Here is a 22,241-nt window from a genome sequence, read left to right as displayed (position 1 = left end):
CCTCTGATACATAACATCAAGGCAGCCTGAAATCCATTTTCAGGCTGCCTTCATTAATCCAACCGTACCGCCACACCCTTCGCCACCGCATTCTCACGGCTATCATAACGTTCAAAAACAATCTGCTTCTTTTTCTCGTCATACGACAATTGCCGCGCGGGGCTGCTGTGTTGCTGCAAAATCTGAGGTAACGCCTCGTGGCGTTCGGCTGCGGGCAGCTCGTATAACGCAAGGGCAGCCTGAAACGCGCGTTGCTGCATCAGCATATCCAGCAAGCGGTCATGATACGCCGCATAGCTCGGCATAGCATCCGTTGCCACGCAACCCACAAAATTGCCCCAACACGCAGGGCGCAAGGTAAAACTTTTGGTTTCGCGGGCAGGCTCGGCAACAGCTAATGGTTTATCTTGCTGAACGGCGACTTTGCCGGCATCCGTGCAAAATTGCGCCAAATTTTGGGCGTGCAAACCGCGCGTGTGTTCATACGAAAACAGCGCACGATGCAACGCAGGAACGCGCACCAACCGCGCCAAAAATGCCGATTTTTCATCCATTTTTGCCGCATCGCTCGCCATCCAACTTTGCAACATCTCATCAAAAAAACGAAATTCGTCCTGCATCGCCGCGCACAAATTGGCTTCACCGGGCACAATAGGCGCAAAAGCAAACGCGCAGTCTTCAGGAAACCGCATTGCCCATGCAGGCTCTTCTGCCAACATTTCCGCTGCTAACGCCGTATTCCGAGCCACAATGGCACTGCCCACCATCGTATCCAGCAAACCGCCGCGTGAGCGCAGCAACACGCGCCCTGTGTTCAGATTGCGGCACACGCGCGACAACGCAACCGCTTGGCGATGTTCCACCCAATCCAACGCCGCCGCCGTATGTTGCGTTGCCACCGCCGCAAAGGGTGGCAATGCGTCTGAACTTAAATTGTTGATACGGTAATCAAACACTGGATACTGCGACAATGCATCGGCGTTGGCTAATTGCTTGGCGGCTTGTTGCAAGCGTTCCCGATAAGCGGGCAACTCGTGGCGCATCGCGTCTAGGCAGCCTGAATCGCTATCGCGTGGCGGGCAAGCCAAGTCATCTTTGGGAATACTGGGCAATTTGGCGGCGCGAACGGCTGAGGGCAAGCGGTTAAACGCCGCTTCATCCGCACCTTGCAAGGCATTTGTGCCGTATTGCGTTATCCATTGGCGGCGCACTTTGGCATCGGCAACATCGTAATTGACCAAAAACAGCGCATCGCCGCCCGCGCTGGGCGCAAGTGGCGCGGTTTTCAGCAAGCGCAGGCTTTCATCGGCTTGGCGTTGCTCGTGCTGGCGCACAAAATAGGAAACCGTTAGCAATGCAGCGGGGAGAACAATGGGCTGGGCGAGCACAAACAAGATGATGAATAATTTTTTCATGATTGGCTTTCAAGATAAAGGCAGCCTGAAAACTAAGGCAGCCTGAAACGAGATAAAAATATGCCAGCATCAGCTGTGCCGAAATGCGGCAAAGTTTTGAAAACAGCTTGCAACCGCGCATCATGTCGCCAAAACATTTTCAGGCTGCCTCAATGAACGCGATACACGCATCAAGGCAGCCTGAAAATCATCTCAGCCGTGAGCCATCAAAAAACCATCCCTAACACCCAAAAACACCCCACCGACAACATCGCCGCCGCAGGCAAAGTAATCACCCACGCCAAGCCAATCGGCTTCATCATTTTCCAGTTCGCATTGCGGTTCACCATGCCGATGCCCAAAATAGCGCCCACCAAAATATGCGTGCTGGACACAGGCAAGCCCAGCGCGGAAGCCGCCATCACCACCGAAGCGGCGGATAGCTCGGCGGTGAAGCCTGACGATGGGTGCAGCTCCGCCAAATCCCTGCCCACGGTGTGTATCACTTCCTTGCCGATAAACCACAAGCCCACAATCAACGCCACGCCAAAGGTAAGCATCACAATCGGCTGCAACGGCTCGGAGGCGTTCACATCATTGGCGCGCAACACGTCCAAAATCACAGCAAAAGGCCCCAGCGCGTTAGAAATATCGTTCGCGCCGTGGCTAAACGCAAAGCCCGACGCGGTAAACACCTGCATCCACGAGAAAATCTGAAACGATGCCTTGCCGATGTCTTTGCGTTTCAGGTTTTTGGCGTATAAAAAGGTCGCCGCCCAAATGCCCGCGCCCAGCATCAAAATCAAAAACATGCTGGTCATCGGCGCGATGCCCAAATGCAGGTTTTTCAAGCCTTTGAAAATCAACATGGACGAAATCAGCATACAGCCCAAGCCCGAAATGGCGGGAATCCAAGTGTAAAACGCTTTAAATACATCAATTTGCTCTTTGCGCTGGTTGATTTCGTGCAAGCCTTTGTAGTAATTGGATTCCAGCTCGGCGGGGTCAAAATCGTCTTCGCCGTAGATTTGCGCGTCGCGTGCCATCGCGGTGGAAACTTCAATTTTTTGTTGCTCATCCAGCGCGTCAAAGCGCAGGCGGTGTTGTTCTTTATAGGCTTTTTTCTCGGCTTTGATGGCTTTGAGTTGCGCGGCGACGGTATCGTTGTAGTCCAGCACGTTTTTCTTGATGATGGTGTACAGCGTGTAGGACACGATGCCGCCGAGCATGGGCGAGAGCACCCAAGATGCGGCAATTCTGCCGATTTCATGCCATTTCACCAAAGCAAAAGGGCTGCCTTGCCCGTCAGACAACTGCCAGCCCAGCAGCACGGAGCTGCCCACAATGCCGCCGATGATGGCGTGCGTGGTGGAAACGGGCAGCCCTTTTTTGGTGGCGAACAGCAGCCACAACGCGGCTGCCAGCAGCGCCGACATCATAATTAGGATTAAATCCAGCGGCTGCATGGGCAGCGTGTTCAAATCCACAATGCCTGTGCGGATGGTGTCGGTTACTTCGCCGCCCGCAATCACCGCACCGCTCACTTCAAACACGGCGGCAATCAACAAGGCTTGCGGCACAGACAGCGTGCCTGCGCCCACGGATGTGCCAAACGAATTGGCAACGTCGTTGCCACCAATGTTAAACGCCATAAACACGCCAAACAGCGTTGCCAGCAAGAATAGGGGCACTTGGTGGTAATGCGTGTAGCCCAGCCCCCAAAAGATAAAATAGCCGACCATGCCAACGAGCAAGATGGCAAAGGCGGCGTTTACTTTGGGCATAGATTGTTGCTTGGGTGCCTGCGGCATGATTGTCCCTTTGGTGAAACGAAAAACGGGCGCATTGTAACGCGAGATGGGGATTTTTGTGTGATAAACGTCAAAATATGTTTACAAAACGGGGGGCATAAGATAACAAAGGCAGCCTGAAAATAGGGATAACCGCGCCACTCTGCTACAATGTGCGCGTTTTTTGCATCACTCCTCTTTCCCCAATTTCAGGCTGCCTTCGCGCCGCGCGTTTCAATCCGTAATAGGCAGCCTGAAAACACCCTCACCCCATTTTCAGGCCGCCTTATGAAACACCCCAATCCCAATATCTCGCTCACGCTTTACACGCTGCTGATGCTGCTCATCCCCATCGGCTTCTGGGCAACAGGCTACACATGGACACTCGCCCAAAGCAGCCAAACACCCGAACTCAACCGCGCCCTTATCCTGCTCACCGAAACAGGCGGCAGCCAGCCCTACGCCATCGGCTTTGCCATCGTGTTTACCCTTATCCTCGCCTATTTTGTGCGCAAGCAATATCGCCCGCTCACCGTCATCGCCGTGTGCATCTGCGCCGTTGTGGGCACGCAAGCCATTAAAACAGGCGCAAAAACCCTCTTCCAAGAACCGCGCCCCTATGTGGTGCAACTGGCGCAACAGCAACACATCACCCCCGCAGGCTTTTACGCCATGAAAAAACCGCAAAAACGCGCACTCATCGCCCAAACCGCGCACACTCCCGATGAGCAAATCCTCGCCGATTATCAACAAAGCGAGCTGGGCTACTCCTTCCCATCGGGGCATACCACCTTCTCCGTGGCGTGGCTTTTGCTGGTGGTCGGCTTCACGCAAAATTGGCGCAACCCTGCCCGCCTGATTGCCCGCGTACTCGTCGCCGCGTGGGCTGCGAGCGTGTTATACAGCCGCGTGAAACTGGGCGCGCATTTTCCTGTGGATTTGTTCGCCGCCACGCTGATGGTGTGGGCGTGGGTTATCGGTATCTTCCGCTACGCCCTGCCCTATTGGCACAGCCGCTTTGGACAGCCTAAACACGCCTAAATCCCTTTTCAGGCTGTCTTATAGTCTGTTTAAAATCCCCCAAGGCAGCCTGAGGCCTAAAATGGAGCGGCGATGGCTCGTCGCCAAATTGCTTATTAAACATAGCATTACTGATTTTTCAAAATGTCGGCGAGCCGCCGACGCTCCATCGGTTACAGATTTTGCAAAAATTTCAGGCTGCCTATCCCTTATGCCCCCAAGGCAGCCTGAAAACCCAATCTGCTATAACCAATTTGCTATAATTCGCCACCTTTTTCCATCTATATAACAAGGACACCCCATGAATTTCGCCTTCTTTTTCGCAGGACAAGGCTCACAAAGCCTCAATATGATGAACGGTTTTGACGGCATCGCCGAAGTGAAAGCCACGTTTGACGAAGCCTCCGCCGCGCTCAATCAAGACCTCTGGGCAATGATGAACGGCAGCGATGCCGACCTTATCAGCCAAACCGTAAACACCCAGCCCCTAATGCTCACCGCAGGCGTGGCAACCTATCGCGCCTATCTTGCCGCAGGCGGCAAAGCCCCCGGCGTGGTGGCGGGGCACAGCTTGGGCGAATACACCGCGCTGGTTGCCGCAGGCAGCCTGAATTTTGCCGATGCCGTTAAATTGGTGCGCCTGCGTGCCGAACTGATGCAAACCGCCGTGCCGCAAGGCGTGGGCGCGATGGCGGCGATTTTAGGCTTGGACGACGAACAAGTGCGCCAAATCTGCGCCGCCGCCGAGCAAGGCGACGTGTGCGAAGCCGTGAATTTCAATTCCGTGGGGCAAGTGGTGATTGCGGGCAACGCCGCCGCTGTGGAACGCGCGATGGCCGCCGCCAAAGAAGCGGGCGCAAAACGCGCCTTGCCGCTGCCCGTGTCTGTGCCCTCGCATTGCCGCCTGATGAAGCCCGCCGCCGAAAAACTCGCTGTCGCCCTGCAAGATGTGGCGTTGCGGCAGCCTGAAATCCGCGTGATTCACAACGCCGATGTCGCTGCTTACAACGATGTCGCCCAAATCAAAGACGCGCTGGTGCGCCAGCTATACAGCCCCGTGCGTTGGACAGAAACCGTGCAGCTTTTGGTGCGCGAAAGCATCACCCAATCTGCCGAATGCAGCCCAGGCAAAGTGCTGGCAGGGCTTGCCAAGCGCGCCGACAAAAACATGGAATGCGCCGCGCTGGTGTCGCAACAAGCCGTGCAAGACTTTATCGCCGCCCATTCATAAATATGAGGCAGCCTGAAAATGTCGTTTAAGCAACGCTTCAAACAACTCAAAACCGATTGGCGCAACGCGCGGCTGCTGGTGTGCAAAATGTGGCTAGACCGCGCACCCCAAGCCGCGCTCGCGCCCAATCCGCAAAATTTGCGCGCCATTTTGTTTTTGCGCCAAGACGGCAAAATCGGCGATTACATCGTTAGCTCGTTTGCCTTTCGCGAAATCAAAAAAGCCAATCCCGCCATTCAAATCGGCGTGATTTGCAGCGCGAAAAATCGGCAACTGTTTGAAAAAAATCCGCATATTGATGCGTTGCACGAAGTTCAGCCCAAATCCACGATCAGCTATTACCAAGTTGGCAAGTCGCTGGCTGGGCGATACGACGCCGTGATAGACCCCACGCTGTCGCTGCGTCCGCGCGATTTGCTGCTGCTGCGCACGTTAAACACGAAATACTACGTTGGGCTGAACAAAGCCGACTACCGACTGTTTACCCACAACATCCAAAACAGCCAACAACACTTCGCCGATGTCTATGCCCAAGCCCTGCGCCTGCTCGGCTTTGACCGCATCAACACCCAGCCCGAGCTGCCCACCAACCCCGCATCCGAAGCCGCCGTGCAAACATTCTTGCAGCAAAACGGTTGGCAAGACTACATCGCGCTCAACTTCTTCGGCGCAGCCAATTCGCGCCGATTCGGCTTGGATGCCATCGCGCGCGCGCTGACCGCTTTTCAGGCTGCCTTTCCCGCGCAAAAATTCATCCTGCTCACCTACCCCGAAATCACCCCCAGCCTAGCCACCCTTTGCCAACAACACCCCAACGCCACGCTCTATCCGCACACCCAAACCATCCACGACAGCATCGCCCTCATCCGCCACGCCCAAGCCGTTTTAACCCCCGACACCGCAATCATCCACATCGCCACCGCGCTGGACAAACCCATCATCGGCCTATACCGCCAAGACGCGCAAAACTACGCCAACTGGTATCCCAAAAGCGAAAACGCCCAAATCATCTGGTTTAACCAACACATCCAAGAAATCACCCCCGCGCAAATGATTGCCGCCTTGCAAAACATCATTTCTATATCAACAGAGGCAGCCTGAAATCATGAATACGCCCACCCAGCCCACCCTATTCCTCGGCATGATAAACGACGCAGGCATCGCCGAAATCGTCGCCCAATGCCTTGCCTACCACGGCTTCACCGTGATTGACCACTCGCTAGACACCCTAACCTTCCGCTATCCCAACCTATTAGCAAGACTGCGCGTACAAGCGCAAAAACTGCTCGGCAACCCACACGCCAAACGCGACTACATCATCGCGCAAAAACAACACCAAATCGCCGCCCTCCTTGCCCAACACCCCCGCTACGACCACGCCCTATTCATCCGCTCCGATATCTACCCCGAACACTTCCTGCGCCAAGTCAAACAAAAAAGCCGCCAAATGGTGAACTACCAATGGGACGGCATGGCACGCTTTGCCGCCGCCCAAAGCCAAATCGCCCTGTTTGACCGCTTCTACGCCTTTGACCCCAACGACATCGCCCAAAACCCCAAACTACTGCCCGCCACCAGCTTCTATTTTGATCACCTGCCCCCCGCGCAAACCACCCACCCCAGCATCTACTTTCTCGGCGCACACCGCAGCGACCGCATCGCCCCCATCGTCCAATTTTGCCAACACGCCCAGCAAGTAGGCTGGCCACTCAACTTCCAAATCGCCCGCGATGGCGCGCAAAACATAGAACAACACTACCCCGTGAACAACATCCAATTCCACAACGGCATCAGCTACCAACAAAACCTAGACTACGCCCGCAGCAGCCGCATCCTCGCCGACTTCGTCATCAGCACCCATAAAGGGCTGTCGCTGCGCACCTTTGAAGCCATCGGCTACCGCAAAAAACTCATCACCACCAACGCCGAAGTGAAAAAATACGACTTCTACCACCCCAGCAACATTTTTATCTGGGACGGCGAAACGCTTGACGGCTTGGACGAATTCATCGCTAGCCCCTACCAAGAAATAGACCCCGCCATCCACGAAAAATACAGCTTCGGCAACTGGATACGCTATGTGTTAAATATCCGCTCCCACCAACCCATCACCCTGCCCCAGCCCTAAAAGGCAGCCTGAAAACAAGTAACACGAACTTCAATAACACTAAACCCAAAAGGCAGCCTGAAAACGGAATGGTGGCAGCTCGCCGCCAAATGGCAGATTAAACCAAGCATTGCTTACTGGTTTACCAATATGTCGGTGAGCCGCCGACGCTCCATCGGTTGCAGATTTTGCAAAAATTTCAGCCTGAAAACATAAAAGGCAGCCTGAAAACCACTTCATCCCCCAAAAAACACCATGCAAGCCAAAAAAACCGTCCTCCTCGCCATGCCCCCCATTTTCAACATCTACCAAGTCGTCGCCGAAAACCTGCGCCACCACGGCTTTGAAGTCGTTGAATTTATCTACGAAGAACAAAAATTCGTCTATACCAGCCTCTGGCAACGCCTCAAAAAACTGTTCTACCGCAACCTCCTGCGCCAGCGCGAATACAAAAAAGAACAACTGTTCAAACCCTACCTGCCCGAGTTCCAACAAAAACTTAACCGCATCCAAGGGCAAGCCGACTACTGCTTTATGATTTGGCCTGGCGTATTCCCCAGCAGCTTCATGCAAACCCTGCGCGACAAAAGCCGCCTGATGGTGCACTACAACTGGGAAACCCTAGAATTTCTAGAACACGAATTTTACAAAATCCGCTATTTTGACAAATTCATGTTTTTTGACCCCTACGACATCGGCAAGCGTCCCGAATACGCCGAAAAACTCGTGCCCATCACCAGCTTCTATTTTGACTGCCTGCCCGAAAGCAACGAAAACAACCACAGCCTTTTTTTCATCGGCACCCACCACAAAGAACGCGTTGCCGACATCCGCGCCTTCTATCAAGCCGCCAAGCAACTCGGGCTGCCAATTGACTTTCGCATCGCCGCCAAAAATTTAGACCAAGCCCGCGCCGAGCTAGGGCTAACTGATATACAATACTTCCCCTACCAAGACGCCCTGCCCTACCGCGAAAACCTATTGCTCACCCAAAAAGCAGGCGTATTGGTTGATTTTTTGAACACCAAACACTACGGGCTATCGCTGCGCATCTTTGAAGCCATCGGCTTTGAAAAAAAGCTCATTACCACCAACCCCACCATCGTCCACTACGATTTCTACCACCCCGATAACATCCTCGTATGGACAGGCAACAACCACGCAGAACTGATAGAATTTCTAAAAAAACCCTATTTCAGGCTGCCTCAGCACATCAAACACCAATACAGCTTTGAAAACTGGATAAACTACGTTTTCAACATAGAACCCAATACACCAATCACCCTACCAAATCTCGCAAACCCATGAGCACGCTATTTCTCGCCATGCCCACCACCAACGGCATCTACAAACTTATCGCCCAGCATCTAGAAGCGCACGGCTTTACCGTGTGCGATTTAAGTTTCTCCGACAACAACGACATCTTCCGCCATCCCACCTTCCGCGAAAAAATCCACATCAAATACCGCAAAAAAATCCTGCGCGACAAAGAAGCCAAACTCCACGTTATCAGTGCCAACAACCTCAAACAAATTGAACACGACAAACAAGCCATCATCCAAATCATCCAACAAAACCACGCCGAACACGCCCTATTTATTCGCGGCGACATCTATGACGAAGCCACCTTGCAACTTATCCGCAGCAAAACACGCGGCAAAATGATTAACTACCAATGGGACGGGCTAGAACGCTTTGGCGAAATTCTCAACAAACTGCATTGCTTTGATATTAACTACGTTTTTGACCCCGCCGACGTGGGCGAACACAACGGCTTAACCACGCTGCCCGCCACCAATTTCTGGTTTGACAAAATGCCCGAAATCAGCGAAATCCAATCCGATGTTTATTTCACAGGCATCCACTGGCCGGGGCTAAACCGCAACAACGCTCTCGTGCGCTTTGCCCAATACGCTGAACAAAAAGGGCTAAAAACCGATTTTGCCATTTACCACATCCACGACGGCGGCGTGGCAGAACACAGCACGCTCTATCCTCATCCTTTCATCCACCCCATCCGCCAAAGCAAAGATTTCCGCGACAACCTGCTCGGCGTGATGCACAGCCGCATCCTGCTGGATTTCAAAAACCCGGACCACAAAGGCATGTCTTTTCGCCCATTTGAAGCGCTGGGCTACCGCAAAAAACTCATCACCACCAATCCCGAAACCACCAAATACGACTTCTACCACCCCAACAACATCTTTATCTGGGACGGCGAAACGTTTGACGGCTTAGACGAATTCATCGCCGCGCCCTATCAGGAAATCGACCCCGCCATCCGCGAAAAATACAGCTTCGGCAACTGGATACGCTATATGCTGGATATTGAACCGCATCAGAAAATCACCCTTCCCAACAGCAAACCATGAATACAAAACCCAAAATTATGCTTGCCATGCCAGCCGATGTAGAAATTTATCGCTTGGTGGAGCGCAACCTCGCGCATTATGGCTTTGAAGTCATCTATTTAAATTTTGCCCAGCAACGCGGCAAGTTCCGTTATCCCTCGCTATGGGCGCGGTTAAAAGCCAAATTTCACAAAATTATCTTGCGCGATAAAAATCGCTTTAAAGAACAATTAAAACAACAAGTTTTCAAAGCCAATTTTTTAAACCACATCCGCAACATCGGCAAAGTAGATTACGCGCTGTTTATTCGTGCCGATTTGCACGACCAAGACACCATAGCCGCCGTTAAAAACAACGTGCAAAAAAGCATGGTTGCCTACCAATGGGACGGCATGGCACGTTTCCCCGCCATTTGGCAGCGCACCGAGTTTTTTGACCGCTTTTTTGTGTTTGACACCGCCGATTGGCAAAACAACCCGCGCTTTTTGCCCACCACCAATTTCTATTTTGATTGCCTCGCCTTCCCACTTAACCCGCCGCAATACGATTGCTACTTTGTGGGCGCGCATTCTGCCGAGCGCGTGGCAATGATTACGAATTTTGTAGATTTTGCAGAACAGCATGGCTTAAAGCTGGATTTCAGCATTGCGCCCACCTCGCATCAGGAAAAAGAGCAGTTTCGTGAACACTATCCCAGCCCATCCATCAAGCTGTTGGCAATCGGGAAAACATTTTTAGAAAATTTAACGGCATTGCAAGATAGCCGCATGGTGTTGGATTTCTTAAACCCCATTCACAACGGCTTATCGTTTCGCCCGTTTGAAGCGATGATTTATCGCAAAAAGCTGATTACCACCAATCCCAAAATCAAGCTGTATGATTTTTATCGCCCCGAGAATATTTTTGTGTGGGACGGCATGAATTTTGATGGCATGCTGGAATGGATGCAGCAACCGTATCAGCCATTGCCCGACGATATTGTGCAAAAATACAGCTTCGGCAACTGGATACGCTATATGCTGGATATTGAACCGCATCAGAAAATCACGCTGCCCAAGCCATAATAGCAAGCAAATCCAAATAGGCAGCCTGAAACCCTTGTTTGCACCTTTTCAATGGTGCAGAAACCTATTTTAGTTTCGCAACTCCGCTTCGCGACACAGGCTGCCTCCGTTTTCCAACCAACCATAAGGACTTCCCCATGACTACATCACTTGCAGGAAAAATCGCCCTCGTAACAGGCGCGTCGCGCGGCATCGGCGCGGCGATTGCCGACACCCTCGCCCAAGCAGGTGCCACCGTTATCGGCACCGCCACCAGCGAAAGCGGCGCAAGCGCCATTGCCCAACGCCTCGCCCCGTGGAACGGCACAGGGCGCACGCTCAACGCCGCCACGCCCGACAGCGTGGAAGCGCTGATTGCCGACGTGGAAAAAGAATTCGGCAAACTGGATATTTTGGTGAACAACGCGGGCATCACGCGCGACAACCTGTTGATGCGCATGAAAGAAGAAGAATGGGACGAGATTATGAACGTGAACCTCAAATCCGTTTATCGCGCGTCCAAAGCCGTGTTGCGCGGCATGATGAAACAACGCGCGGGGCGCATCATTACCATCACCTCCGTGGTCGGCACAATGGGCAACGCAGGGCAAACTAACTACGCCGCCGCCAAAGCCGCCCTGCAAGGGTTTAGCAAATCGCTGGCGCGCGAAGTGGGCAGCCGTGGCATCACGGTGAACTGCGTTGCCCCCGGTTTCATTGACACCGATATGACCCGCGCCCTGCCCGAAGAAACGCGCAAGGCGTTTGAAGCGCAAACCGCGCTCGGCTGCTTTGGCACGCCACAAGATATCGCCGATGCCGTGCTGTTTTTGGCTTCCGACCAAGCGTGTTACATCACAGGGCAAACGCTGCATGTGAACGGCGGGATGCTGATGCCTTAATAACGCCATGATTTGAGACAAAAAAGCTAATCATTGCCCCAGCGCATCGCTACAATGCCCACCGTTTTCAGGCTGCCTTTGGATAACAATAGGCAGCCTGAAAATCCTATTCCCGCCATCTGCGCGGGTTTATCCCACTTTTTAACCGAAAGGAATTGCCATGAAAAAACTGCTCAACCTCGCGCTGATTGCCGCCGCCATTGCCGCGCCCTTTGCCAGCCAAGCCGCGCCTGCTAAAAAAGCTGTCCACGCCAAAAAAGCCGCGCCGATGAAAAAAGCCGCTGCCGCCGCAACGGCTGCCACCGCTGCCCAAACCGCCGCGCAGCAACCTGCCCGCGCTCAAGGCGTGTGGATTGACGTGCGCTCGCCCGAAGAATTTAACGAAGGGCATTTGCAAGGCGCGGTGAATGTGCCACACGAGCAAATCGCCAGCCAAATCACTCGCATCAGCCCCGATAAAAACGCCCCTGTAAACCTGTATTGCCGCTCGGGGCGACGCGCCGAAGTTGCGCTGCAAGAGTTGAAAAAATTGGGCTACACCAATGTAACCAACCACGGCGGTTATCAAGATTTGCTGAACAAGGGCGTGAAATAAATCGCGCGATAGAGGCAGCCTTGCCCCTTTGTCCAAATCTTGGATTTGGAAACAAAGGGGTATGCCGCAGCGCAACGCGCAAGGTAGAAAATGCTTACCCTCGTTTTCAGGCTGCCCACACAAGGAACAACCATGCTAAACAAAATCACCACCGCCGCCCTGCTCGCGGGCGCGCTGTCTGCCTGCCACTCCGCGCCCATGGTGGGCAACGATGCCGATGCGCACGGCTGCCGCGCCAGCGCGGGCGAAACCTTTTCGCGGTTGCAACAGCGTTGCGTGCGCGTGTTTGATGTGGCGGATATTCGTTTGCCCGACCCCGAAAACGCCACCTTGGCGGTGTATGCCATTGTGTCGGGCGACCGCCAAACGGCAGAATTGTTTTGGGCGAAGCTGCCGCAGCCGATTCTGATGGATACGGCAAAAGGCGGCTATGTGTCCCGAGACGGCAAGATTTGGCTGATTCACCATCTGGATAACCAATGGCTGCTGCGGCAAAGATAGCCCGCTGCACACAACGCCCCACAAGATTTCAGGCTGCCTTAACGCGATGTAGGGCAGCCTGAAATCTTGGTAGGTTGATTAAAATATTTTCAGGCTGCCTCATCCTACGCGGTTGAGGCAGCCTGAAACGCAGTGCACGGATTAGCCGAAGAACGCCATCATGCGGTCTAGGATGGCGGCGTTAATCAAGTCGATGAAGAACGCGCCCACCAGCGGCACAATCAAAAACGCTTTGTGCGACGGGCCAAACGTGCCCGTTACCGACTGCATGTTGGCAACGGCAGTGGGCGTTGCGCCCAGCCCAAAGCCGCAATGCCCTGCGGCCAGAATGGCGGCATCGTAGTCTTTGCCCATAAAGCGGAAGGTTACGAAGTAGGCATAGAAAATCATCACCACGGTTTGCACCAGCAGGATAATCATCATCGGGCCTGCCATGCCCGCCAGCTGCCAGAGCTTCATGCTCATCAACGCCATGGCAAGGAACAAGCTCAGCGAAGCGTTGCCGAACACATCGATGGCGCGGTCAAACATATTGAAGCGGAAAATGCCGGTGAGCGCGTTGCGTAGAATCACGCCGAAGCCCAATGCCCACACGAATTGCGGCAGTTTGAAATCAGGCGCGACTTCTTTCATGTAGCCCACCATAAACGATGAGAACGCAAGGCAGGCGGCGAACAACGCCATCGTTTCCACGGCGGATTCGGCGGTAATCAGGCGGCGGCGATGGGCTTTTTCAAAGGTTTTGTCGTCGTAGCTGTCGCTGCTGTTGTCGTCATCGCTGGTTTCGGCAATCGGCTGGCGGCCCATTTTGTTCACCAGTCGGCGGGCAACGGGGCCGCCAATCAAACCGCCCGACACCAAGCCGTAAGTGGCGGAAACCATCGCCATTTCCACTGCACCTTGGATGCCGTATTTGGTGGCAAGCGTGTCGCCGTAGGCTGCGCCTGTGCCGTGTCCGCCTGTGAGCGTGATGGAGCCTGTAATCAAGCCGATGAGCGGGTTTTGCCCCAGCGCGGTTGCCAAGCCGATGCCCACGAAGTTTTGCACCAAAATAAAGATGCTGACGATAATCAGAAAGGCAACCAGCGGGAAACCGCCTTGTTTGAGGCGGGAAAAGTCGGCGGATAAGCCGATGGACGAGAAAAACACCAGCATAAAGGTGGATTGTAATGATGCTTCAAAAGTGAAGGTGACGCCGGTGGTGTAATACAAGGTGGTAAACACGGCGGCCACCAGCAGACCGCCGACCACGGGGGCTGGGATATTGAAGTCTCTGAAAAATTTAACTTTTTGTACGATTAAACGCCCTATCAGCAACACGATGGTGGCGGCGATTAGAGTGTAATAAGCGTTGAGTTGGATGGGTTCCATAATGCTCCCTCTTATTATATGTGGTTGGACGCTGCGTTTTGGCGGCGCTTAGGCAGCCTGAAACGCATAGGAAAGGCGAAATAATAGGCGGTTTGTTAAAATTTGTCAAAATATGCGAAGAATGGTTTATTGCGAGGCTTGTTTGATTACGCCGTGCGGGGGCTAAATTTTAGCGTTTTGTTCTTTGATTACAGGACGGCAAAGCGAAATTTGATGAAATCGGCGGGATTTTTGGTTGAAAAACGCTGTTTCGCGCGGATAAGGGCAGCCTGAAAACGCAAGGCGGCGGTGTTCTTATGATGGGTTTGCTTTTCAGGCTGCCGCAGCAAACGCACCCTATTTTGCTGCGTTTTAAAACCGGTTTTTGAGTTCGCGCAGGGCAACGAAATAATCTTCGTCGCTGTCGTATGTTTGCTGAGTAAGCTGGCGGATGCGTTGTTGCACGGCGGGCAGGTGCACGCGCAAAAAGGGGTTGGTTTGCTTTTCGCGGGCTAGGGTTACGGGCAGCGTGGGAATCGTTTGCGCGCGTTGCTGCGCGGCGATGATGTGGGGGTTGTCGGGTTCTATGTGGGCGGCGAAGCGCAGGTTGGCGGCAGTGTATTCGTGGGCGGGATAGAGTCGGGTGGCATCGGGCAGCCTGAAAATGCGTTGCAGGCTGTGGTACAGCCATTGTGGGCGGCTGTCGGGGAACACGCGCCCGCAGCCTGCGGCAAACAGGGTGTCGCCGGTGAACAGGTGTTGGTTGTTGAGCAGATAGCAGCGGTGGCGGGCGGTGTGTCCTGCGGTGTGCCACACGTGGGCGCGGTGGTTTTGCCATGCGATGCTGTCGCCCTCGCGCACGATGCGGGTGGCTTGCGGGATGTCTTCCGCGCCGTAAACAGGGCAGCCTGAAAAGTGTTGTTTCAGCTCGGCGATGCCTGCGGTGTGGTCGCCGTGGGCGTGGGTTATCCAGATTTGGGCGAGGGTTACGCCGTGCGCGTGCAGATAATCCAGCACGGGGGCGGCTTCGCCGGGGTCGATGCAGACGGCTTGGTCGTGTTGCCGGATGAGCCAGATGTAGTTGTCGGTGTAGGCGGGAATGGGTGTAATGGTTGGGGTGATGGTTGGCATAAGTGGGATTTTGAAATCGGATGGGATGCGGCAGGCGGTTAAGGTTCGTACACCACCAGCGTGTGCTGTTCGCCTGCCAATTCTTCGTCAATGATTTGGGCGATGGTTGCCCAGTCGCCGCGTGCCAAGCCTGCGCCGATTTTGGGATAACCGATGCGCTTGCCTGCAAATTGCGCTTTCACTTGGCGCATGGCGGCGCGGATGGCGGCGTAATCGGCAAGGATGCCTTTGCCGCGCCAGTGGTTTTGTGTGTAGGCATTGACGATGATGAACGTGCGCCCATTGGCTTCCACTTGCGCGCTGCTGATTTGCCCGAGTTTGCTTGCGCCTTTGGGCGTGGCGCAATCGGCGGCGTAGGCGGCGGGGAAGTGGGCTTTGATTTGCTTGGCGATGCCTGCGCCCATGGTGTGCTGGCAGTTGCAGCCGTGGACGATGACATCAAATTCGCCTGCGAGGGCGAGGGCGATTAGGTCGCCTGAACGGGTTTGCATGGCGGGGCTCCTTGGATGAGGCAACCTGCATAGCGAAGCGGATTTGCGAAGCTAAAACCATATTGCCGGTTTCAGGCTGCCTTGGCGATGGGGGAAGCGTGTTTACGTTGGCGGGGTTGTCGTTTTGTGGATGTTTTGCCCGCCCGCGCGGTTTATTGGGATAGGTTGAGACGATGAGCCGTTGCCGCGCCATTAAGGCAGCCTGAAACCGGCAATATGGTTTTAGCTTCGCAAATCCGCTTCGCTACGCAGGCTGCCTATATTAAATGCGCGGCGGGCGGGCGTTTATTCCGCTTCGTTCAACAGCCAATATTGCAAGGCAATTAGGGTTTTGCCGTCTTTAAACGCGCCCTCGGCGAGCAGGCTGCGGATTTGCGCGCGGCTGTAAAGCTCGGTTTCCACCAGTTCGTCTTCGTCGGGTTGCAGGCTGCTGGTGGGCGTGATGTTGCGGGCGCGGTAGAGGTGCAGCACTTCGTCGCAGAAGCCTGGTGCGCTGAAAAAGTCTAGGATTTTTTCCACGCGCTCGGCGGTGTAAGGGGTTTCTTCGCCCAGTTCGCGCAAGGCGCACACGGCGGGGTCTTCGCCTTCGTCCAGCTTGCCGGCGGGGATTTCCAGCGTGGCTTGGTTGGCGGCGTATCGCCATTGGCGCACGAGCACCACGCGGTTATCGGGCGTGGTGGCAAGCACGCAGGCTGCCCCAGGGTGGCGCACCACGATGCGGGTGTGCACGTTGCCGTTGGGCAGCCGCACTTGGTCGCGGTTGATTTTGAGGAAGCTGCTGTGGTCAATCGGGGTGCTGCTGATGGGGGTTTCGGTGAGGTTCATGGTTGTTCCTTTGGGGTGGTTGGGGCAGCCTGAAATGCTAGGGCTGTGGGGCGTGGGTGTGGCGGCAAGACGCCACGTTCTGTTTGCGGCTGACAAGGCAGCCTGAAATCTTTGCAAAACGCACAACCGATGGAGCGTCGGCAGCCCGCCGACATTTTTTAATCAATCAAGTCCTGTCGGATAAAGCATTTGGCGACGAGCCATTGCCGCTGCATTTTGGATTTTAGGCTGCCTCAGGGCTTGCGCAAAGGTGGCAGCCTGAAAACGTTTCAGCAAACAACATCAATAGGCACGCTATTGAACGTTGCTAAACGGTGCGTGAACAAGTTTACACGCCCTACTATTGAGGCAGCCTGAAAACGGTATGACCGTAACCAAAAGGCAGCCTGAAATCAGATTGAGCTTAACACGCCTCACCCACTTGCACGCCGCTAGCGATGTCTTGCGGCGTGGCAAGTTGGGTGGCGAGCCGTTGGGCAGCCTGAAACTCGGCGGTTTGCATCGTGGCTTGGGCTTGCTCGGGCGTTTGGCTGGCGGCCATGTTTTGCCAACGCGCGGCAAGGTGGGGATTTTCAGGCTGCGTGAAGTCGGCGCGTAGCTCGTCCACTAAATCGGGGCGGTTGCACACAAGGGCGATGTCGCAGCCTGCGGCAAAGGCAAGTTGGCAGCGTTGGCTGATGCTGCCTGCGCTCACCGCGCCTTCCATGGTCATGTCGTCGGAAAAAATCACGCCATCAAAGCGCAGCTGCTCGCGCAACACGGTTTGCAGCCAATAGGCAGAAAAACCTGCGGGCTGGGGGTCAATATTTTGATAGACAACATGGGCGGGCATCACGGCCGCCATGCCTTGCGTCGCCAGCGCGGCAAAGGGGGCAAGGTCATCTTGCAGCGCGTCCCATGTGCGTTCGTCGCGCGGCAGGGTGAGATGGCTGTCACCCGACACAAAACCATGCCCGGGGAAATGCTTGCCGCAGCTTTTCATGCCGCCGCGGTTTAAGCCGCGTTGCAGCGCCAGCGCCAGCGCGGTAACGGTTTCAGGCTGCCTGTGCAGGCTGCGGTTGCCAATCACGGGGCAGCGTTCCCAATCCAAATCCAGTACGGGTGTGAACGACAAATCCACGCCACAGGCAACCAGCTCGGTGGCGAGCACCCAGCCGATTTGTTCGGCGGCTGATTGCGCGGCTTCGGGGCTTTGCGCGTCCCATATTTCGCCCAGCGTGCGCATGGCAGGCAGGCGGGTGAAACCGTTGATAAAGCGTTGCACGCGTCCGCCTTCGTGGTCGACGGCGATGATGAGTTCGGGCTGGCGCAGGGTTTTGATTTGGCGGCACAGCTCGGCGAGCTGCTCGGGGTTTTGGTAATTGCGGCGGAACAGGATGATGCCGCCGATGGCGGGGTCTAGCAGGCGTTGGCGGTCGTCGTCGCTGAGCGTGTGGGCGGCGATGTCTGCCATGATGGCGCCGCGCGGAATAGAAGGGGGCATGGTGGGACTTTCTGGTATGGGGTTAGGTTGGACGGTTTTTCAGGCTGCCTGAACGGGATTATTTTACCTGCGGCGTATGCTCGGGATGTTCGGCGCAGTAGTTTTCGTAGGCGGTGAAGGCTTCTTCGGCGCAGCCTTGCAGCAGGTAGTACAGCGTCTCTTCCATGATTTCCACCCATGCGGCGAGCGTGGCGGTTTGTTCGGGCGTGAGCAGGGCGTTCGTTTGCAGCATGCCTTGCGGACTCAGCCCCCATGCGCGGGCGCAATAGATGATGCTGTAAAACAGGCTCACGGTTTCGTGGCTGGGCTGCTGTGCGCCGAAGTCTGCCGCCAGCACGCGCACGGCGGCGATGATTTCATGGAAATGTTGTGTTTTCAGGCTGCCTGAAAACGGGCGCAGGCTGCGCAGGAAGCTGTTTTCGGCGGTGGTGGCTTGGTCTTCGCAGGCGTGGATGCGCAGGAGGGCGCGGGCTTGGGTGGGAGTCATATTATGCTTATGGGTATTTCTGGGTTTGGCAGACAGCCTGAAAACTTAATCCGCTGTCCAAATGGTTTGCTGGTCTGCGCCAAATTGGATGCGTTCAACAGGGTGGTCTAGCACGAAGCGGGCGTTAAGCTGCCCTGTGTGCTGGCTGCTGGCTAGTTTTTTTTGCACGATGATGCGGGCGGTTTGCTGTTGGCGGTCGCTGCTGATGCGTACATTGCGGATGCCGAGCGCGCTGTCGTTAAGCAGCCCCGTGAGCGTGATGATGCTGCCGTCGGGCGTGTTGGCAACTTGTACGCGCAATGCGCTGAAATTTTGCGGTTGCGCGGTTTGCGGGGCGATGCCGCAGGCGGCGAGCAGCGTGGCTAGGATGGGAGCGGGTTTCATTTTCAGGCTGCCTTTGTGGACTTGGATTGCGGATACTGGTTTGGGTATATTGAAGCAACGGCGTTTCAGGCTACCTTTTGGCAAAACATAAATGGCAGCCTGAAACACAGTAACGTAATCCAATCAAGCGGCAATGGCGTTGCCAATGAGTGTATTGAACAGGCTATGCGCCTAGCCCAATGCTGTCGCCGAGCCGACGACGCTCCATTTTCAGGCTGCCTCAATCGGCTTCACTTTGCTGAACAAGCGATAAAAATTCGCCGTGGTCGCCGCCGCGATGTTGTCCAGCGTGTCGCCGCGCAGTTGGGCGAGAAATTCGGCGGTGTGGCGCACATAGGCGGGCTGGTTTTGCTTGCCGCGATACGGCACGGGCGCAAGATACGGCGAATCGGTTTCCACCAAAATGCGATCCAGCGGGCAATATTGCGCGGCTGCCTGAATGGCTTTGGCGTTCTTAAACGTGAGTATGCCCGAAAACGAAATGTAGCCGCCCATATCCAGCACGGCTTGGGCAAAGGCGGTGTCTTCGGTAAAACAATGAATCAGGATTTTTTCGGCTTGCGTCTCGCGCAGAATGCGCAGCGTGTCGGCGGCGGCATCGCGCGTGTGCACAATCAGCGGCACTTGCGCGCGCTTGGCCGCCTGAATATGGGTGATAAAACGGTTGTGCTGCCACGCCAAATCGCCGCTGCACCAGTGGTAGTCCAGCCCCGTTTCGCCGATGCCGACCACTTTGGGATGCGTGGCGTGTTGCACCAATTCGTCTTCGGAAAACTCGGCGGCGGTTTCGCTATCGGGATGCACGCCCACGCTGGCGTAGATGTTGTCGTGCGTCTCGGCAAGCGCGAACACTTCGGCAAAGGTTTCGCGGCTCACACTGATGGCAAGGGCTTGGGCAACTTGGTTTTGCGCCATGTTCGCCAACAGCTCGGGGATGCGGTCGGCAAAGTCAGGGAAATTGATGTGGCAATGGGAATCTATCAGGTGCATGGTGTTTGGAATGATGGGAAAGTTTGCGCTGCGCTGAACTGTTGGGGTTGAGGCAGCCTGAAAAGGGGGAAGCCTAGTGTTGGTAACCACAAGGCGTGGGCGGTTGGGCTACACCAGCGTGGTACGCGGCGCAACGCGTTTGCGGGCGGATAAAGCAGTAGGTTGAGGCAGCCTGAAACCATGTTGGCGCAATCCACATAATTTTCAGGCTGCCTATTGATTGCATGGGCAGCCTGAAAATCTGTTTTACATCGTATAAGTGGGGCGTTCGTTGTGCAGCAAGCCTGTTAATATGTTTTCAAACAAGGTTTTGGCTTTTAAGCCCGATTCGTCCGAGCCAAACGCCAAGCCCACGCCTTTGGGGCGACCGCTGCCGCTGGGGTTGGCGTTAATCCAGCAAACATTGGTTTTAATAAACAATTTTTCGGTTTTGGCGGGACCCACCAATTCCAACACCAGCAGCACTTCTTCGCCCATGTGGAATTTATCATTGCTGGGTATAAACACGCCGCCGTATTCCAAGAACGACATATAGCTGGCGTAGATAATCGGTTTGCTTTCCAAGCGCAGTTGCAGTATGCGCCCCGGCGCGCCTTGCGTTGCGGCGGGTTGGGTAGAGGGTTGTGGAGCTGAACTCATGGTATTTCCTTAATCTGATTAACTTTTTTTGAGCGTGGCGGCAAGATAGTCGCACAGCAAAAATTCGGCTTGCATTTTAACATTTAAACTATGATAACCGTAAGGGTGCAGGCGTTTGAGGCAGCCTGAAAGGGCAAAAAGTGTGGCGGGATTGGTTTTGGCGGCGATTTGCGCGATGGGCGTTTTGTGTTGCGGATAATACAGTGGCGCGATGTTTTGCTGCGCCAGCGCAAGGTCTATCAGCCATTTTTGCAGCCAATCCAGCAAAAAAGCGAGCGGAAACTTGTGTTTGTCGTATTCTGCGGCGTAATCCAAAATCGCCAGCAGGCGCGGCGCGGCAAGCAGCGTGAGCAATTTTTGGCGCAGCGCATCTTGCTCGGGCGCGTGGGCAAACAACGGCGCGCCGCTGTGAAACGCCAGCAGGTTTTCAGGCTGCCCAATTTGCTGCCCGCGCAAATAATCCAGCGCGACTTCTTGACCGGGCGCGGGCAGCAGCATTTGACGGCAACGGCTTTTGATGGTGGGCAACAGTTGGTCGCGGTTGTGGGTAATCAGCAAGAAAATCACCGCTTCGGGCGGCTCTTCCAGCATTTTCAGCAGCGCGTTGGCAGCCTGAATATTCATGCTTTCGGCGGGGTTAATCAGCACCACGCGCCGCCCGCCGCGTATGGACGATTGCGTGAGCGGCTCCAAAATGGCGCGCACGGCATCAATTTTGATTTGTAACAGCTTGCGGCTGCCTGTGTCGTTTTCAGGCTGCTCAGGTTGCAGCGCGTAAAAATCGGGGTGCGTGCCTTGCAAAAACAGGTGGCAAGACGGGCATTGCCCGCACGCTTGGTGCTGCTCGCTGGGCGTTTCGCACAGCAGGGCTTGGGCAAAATGCCGCGCGAATGCGGTTTTGCCCGTGCCCGCCTTGCCGGTGAACAGCCATGCGTTGGGCTGGTTTTGCCAATGCTGCGTGAGTTGTTGCCATGCGGTTTCGTGCCATGGGTAAATCATTTTCAGGCTGCCTTATGCTTTGCGCGCGGTGATTTGGTCAGACAGCGGCACTTCGTGCGGATTGATGCGCGCGTTGTCTTCCTGCCCCAGATGCACCAGTTTTCGCAGTTTGGTCATATAGTTGTTCACATCCAGCCCGCGGTTGAACCGCTGCGCTTCCCACAGCGTTTCCGCCAGCGCGTCCATCATTTCGTGCTCGGCGGCCACCCAGTTGTCGCGGTGTTTGGCGCACAGGGTTGCGTGTATGGCGCGTATGCCGAAGGGCTGGTCTATGCCGACTTGCTCTTGTATGGATAGGTGCATGGACAGGTGCAAAAAGGGGTTGGTTTCGCCTTGCTCGGGTGTCCAGTTGTGGTCTAGATAGCGGTCGATGTGTTCCAGATAATGGGCGTATTCGGGGTGGGCTTCGATAATCCGCAGGGCTTTTTGTTGCAGCGCGTCTAATTGCAGCGGGGCGAAGCGGTGTTGCCAAACGTGGGCGAAAAAGCGGCGCACGTCGTGGGTGTTGACGTTGTACATGGGTGTTTC

The 22,241-nt window shown here is 55.0% G+C and carries 25 protein-coding genes; 10 read left to right on the top strand and 15 right to left on the bottom strand.

Translation table 11 applies throughout. The annotated features are described in order from the left end of the window. Positions 1-53: 53 nt before the first annotated feature. Together H3L93_RS03660 and H3L93_RS03655 are read right to left on the bottom strand one after the other, a co-directional pair. Positions 54-1,415 (bottom strand): hypothetical protein, encoded by a 1,362-nt coding sequence (locus H3L93_RS03660; RefSeq protein ID WP_003796781.1) that lies wholly within the window; start codon positions 1,413-1,415, stop codon positions 54-56. 206 nt (positions 1,416-1,621) lie between these two features. Beyond that, positions 1,622-3,205 (bottom strand): inorganic phosphate transporter, encoded by a 1,584-nt coding sequence (locus tag H3L93_RS03655; protein WP_003796785.1) that lies wholly within the window; start codon positions 3,203-3,205, stop codon positions 1,622-1,624. Between the two features lie 267 nt (positions 3,206-3,472). Between H3L93_RS03655 and H3L93_RS03650 the strand changes: the two genes are divergently transcribed. The 10 genes from H3L93_RS03650 (at position 3,473) to H3L93_RS03605 (ending at position 12,934) form a co-directional block, all read left to right on the top strand. After that, positions 3,473-4,225, top strand: a complete 753-nt coding sequence (locus tag H3L93_RS03650) for a phosphatase PAP2 family protein (RefSeq protein ID WP_040558692.1) — start codon at positions 3,473-3,475, stop codon at positions 4,223-4,225. Between the two features lie 280 nt (positions 4,226-4,505). Then, positions 4,506-5,435, top strand: coding sequence for an ACP S-malonyltransferase (gene fabD / locus H3L93_RS03645; protein ID WP_003796791.1), 930 nt, complete (start codon positions 4,506-4,508; stop codon positions 5,433-5,435). A gap of 18 nt (positions 5,436-5,453) precedes the next feature. Continuing rightward, a complete protein-coding gene (locus H3L93_RS03640; RefSeq protein WP_003796793.1) occupies positions 5,454-6,536 on the top strand; it encodes a glycosyltransferase family 9 protein in 1,083 nt (360 codons plus the stop codon). A 4-nt stretch (positions 6,537-6,540) separates the two neighbouring features. Then, on the top strand, positions 6,541-7,563 hold the full coding sequence (locus tag H3L93_RS03635) for a WaaS/CpsH family glycosyltransferase (RefSeq protein WP_003796795.1): 1,023 nt from the start codon (positions 6,541-6,543) through the stop codon (positions 7,561-7,563). 234 nt (positions 7,564-7,797) lie between these two features. After that, positions 7,798-8,850, top strand: coding sequence for a WaaS/CpsH family glycosyltransferase (locus H3L93_RS03630; protein WP_040558693.1), 1,053 nt, complete (start codon positions 7,798-7,800; stop codon positions 8,848-8,850). Next, a complete protein-coding gene (locus H3L93_RS03625; protein WP_003796801.1) occupies positions 8,847-9,914 on the top strand; it encodes a WaaS/CpsH family glycosyltransferase in 1,068 nt (355 codons plus the stop codon). Before H3L93_RS03630 ends, H3L93_RS03625 begins: the two co-directional genes overlap by 4 nt. After that, positions 9,911-10,957: a WaaS/CpsH family glycosyltransferase gene (locus H3L93_RS03620; RefSeq protein ID WP_003796803.1), complete on the top strand. Its 1,047-nt coding sequence runs from the start codon at positions 9,911-9,913 to the stop codon at positions 10,955-10,957. The genes H3L93_RS03625 and H3L93_RS03620 overlap by 4 nt, the downstream gene beginning before the upstream one ends. Before the next feature lie 137 nt (positions 10,958-11,094). After that, positions 11,095-11,838 (top strand): 3-oxoacyl-ACP reductase FabG, encoded by a 744-nt coding sequence (gene fabG, locus H3L93_RS03615; RefSeq protein ID WP_003796807.1) that lies wholly within the window; start codon positions 11,095-11,097, stop codon positions 11,836-11,838. A gap of 268 nt (positions 11,839-12,106) precedes the next feature. Further along, entirely contained in the window at positions 12,107-12,433 is a 327-nt protein-coding gene (locus tag H3L93_RS03610; protein WP_246314012.1) for a rhodanese-like domain-containing protein, read from the top strand. 132 nt (positions 12,434-12,565) lie between these two features. After that, entirely contained in the window at positions 12,566-12,934 is a 369-nt protein-coding gene (locus tag H3L93_RS03605) for a hypothetical protein (protein ID WP_040558696.1), read from the top strand. 141 nt (positions 12,935-13,075) lie between these two features. Here H3L93_RS03605 and gltS read toward each other — a convergent pair whose 3' ends face one another. The 13 genes from gltS to H3L93_RS03540 all read right to left on the bottom strand — a co-directional run bounded on the left by gltS (position 13,076) and on the right by H3L93_RS03540 (position 22,232). Then, positions 13,076-14,305, bottom strand: a complete 1,230-nt coding sequence (gene gltS / locus H3L93_RS03600; protein WP_003796814.1) for a sodium/glutamate symporter — start codon at positions 14,303-14,305, stop codon at positions 13,076-13,078. A 188-nt stretch (positions 14,306-14,493) separates the two neighbouring features. Beyond that, positions 14,494-14,640 carry a hypothetical protein gene (locus H3L93_RS03595; protein WP_003796816.1) on the bottom strand — a complete coding sequence of 49 codons (147 nt, stop codon included), beginning with the start codon at positions 14,638-14,640 and terminating at the stop codon, positions 14,494-14,496. Positions 14,641-14,656: 16 nt separating this feature from the next. Continuing rightward, complete coding sequence (gene gloB / locus H3L93_RS03590) at positions 14,657-15,415, bottom strand: hydroxyacylglutathione hydrolase (protein WP_003796817.1); 759 nt, start codon at positions 15,413-15,415, stop codon at positions 14,657-14,659. A 38-nt stretch (positions 15,416-15,453) separates the two neighbouring features. After that, on the bottom strand, positions 15,454-15,906 hold the full coding sequence (locus H3L93_RS03585; RefSeq protein ID WP_003796820.1) for a macro domain-containing protein: 453 nt from the start codon (positions 15,904-15,906) through the stop codon (positions 15,454-15,456). Between the two features lie 285 nt (positions 15,907-16,191). Further along, complete coding sequence (locus H3L93_RS03580; protein ID WP_003796824.1) at positions 16,192-16,731, bottom strand: NUDIX hydrolase; 540 nt, start codon at positions 16,729-16,731, stop codon at positions 16,192-16,194. 403 nt (positions 16,732-17,134) lie between these two features. Next, positions 17,135-18,214, bottom strand: a complete 1,080-nt coding sequence (nagZ, locus tag H3L93_RS03575; protein WP_003796828.1) for a beta-N-acetylhexosaminidase — start codon at positions 18,212-18,214, stop codon at positions 17,135-17,137. A 58-nt stretch (positions 18,215-18,272) separates the two neighbouring features. Further along, complete coding sequence (locus tag H3L93_RS03570) at positions 18,273-18,701, bottom strand: hypothetical protein (RefSeq protein ID WP_003796830.1); 429 nt, start codon at positions 18,699-18,701, stop codon at positions 18,273-18,275. 45 nt (positions 18,702-18,746) lie between these two features. Then, positions 18,747-19,208 carry a hypothetical protein gene (locus H3L93_RS03565; protein WP_003796833.1) on the bottom strand — a complete coding sequence of 154 codons (462 nt, stop codon included), beginning with the start codon at positions 19,206-19,208 and terminating at the stop codon, positions 18,747-18,749. An 87-nt stretch (positions 19,209-19,295) separates the two neighbouring features. Further along, positions 19,296-20,075 carry a TatD family hydrolase gene (locus tag H3L93_RS03560; protein WP_003796835.1) on the bottom strand — a complete coding sequence of 260 codons (780 nt, stop codon included), beginning with the start codon at positions 20,073-20,075 and terminating at the stop codon, positions 19,296-19,298. Between the two features lie 73 nt (positions 20,076-20,148). Beyond that, a complete protein-coding gene (locus H3L93_RS03555) occupies positions 20,149-20,301 on the bottom strand; it encodes a hypothetical protein (RefSeq protein WP_003796836.1) in 153 nt (50 codons plus the stop codon). 20 nt (positions 20,302-20,321) lie between these two features. Beyond that, positions 20,322-20,714: a PilZ domain-containing protein gene (locus H3L93_RS03550; protein WP_003796837.1), complete on the bottom strand. Its 393-nt coding sequence runs from the start codon at positions 20,712-20,714 to the stop codon at positions 20,322-20,324. Between the two features lie 18 nt (positions 20,715-20,732). Beyond that, positions 20,733-21,713, bottom strand: a complete 981-nt coding sequence (holB, locus tag H3L93_RS03545; protein WP_003796838.1) for a DNA polymerase III subunit delta' — start codon at positions 21,711-21,713, stop codon at positions 20,733-20,735. 12 nt (positions 21,714-21,725) lie between these two features. Beyond that, on the bottom strand, positions 21,726-22,232 hold the full coding sequence (locus tag H3L93_RS03540; protein ID WP_040558700.1) for a DUF1841 family protein: 507 nt from the start codon (positions 22,230-22,232) through the stop codon (positions 21,726-21,728). Positions 22,233-22,241 lie beyond the last annotated feature (9 nt).

The sequence above is a fragment of the Kingella oralis genome, assembly GCF_014054985.1.
Classification (GTDB): Bacteria; Pseudomonadota; Gammaproteobacteria; order Burkholderiales; family Neisseriaceae; genus Kingella_B; species Kingella_B oralis.
Note: the sequence above shows the minus strand (reverse complement) of the source record. Positions and strands in the feature narration are given on the sequence as shown.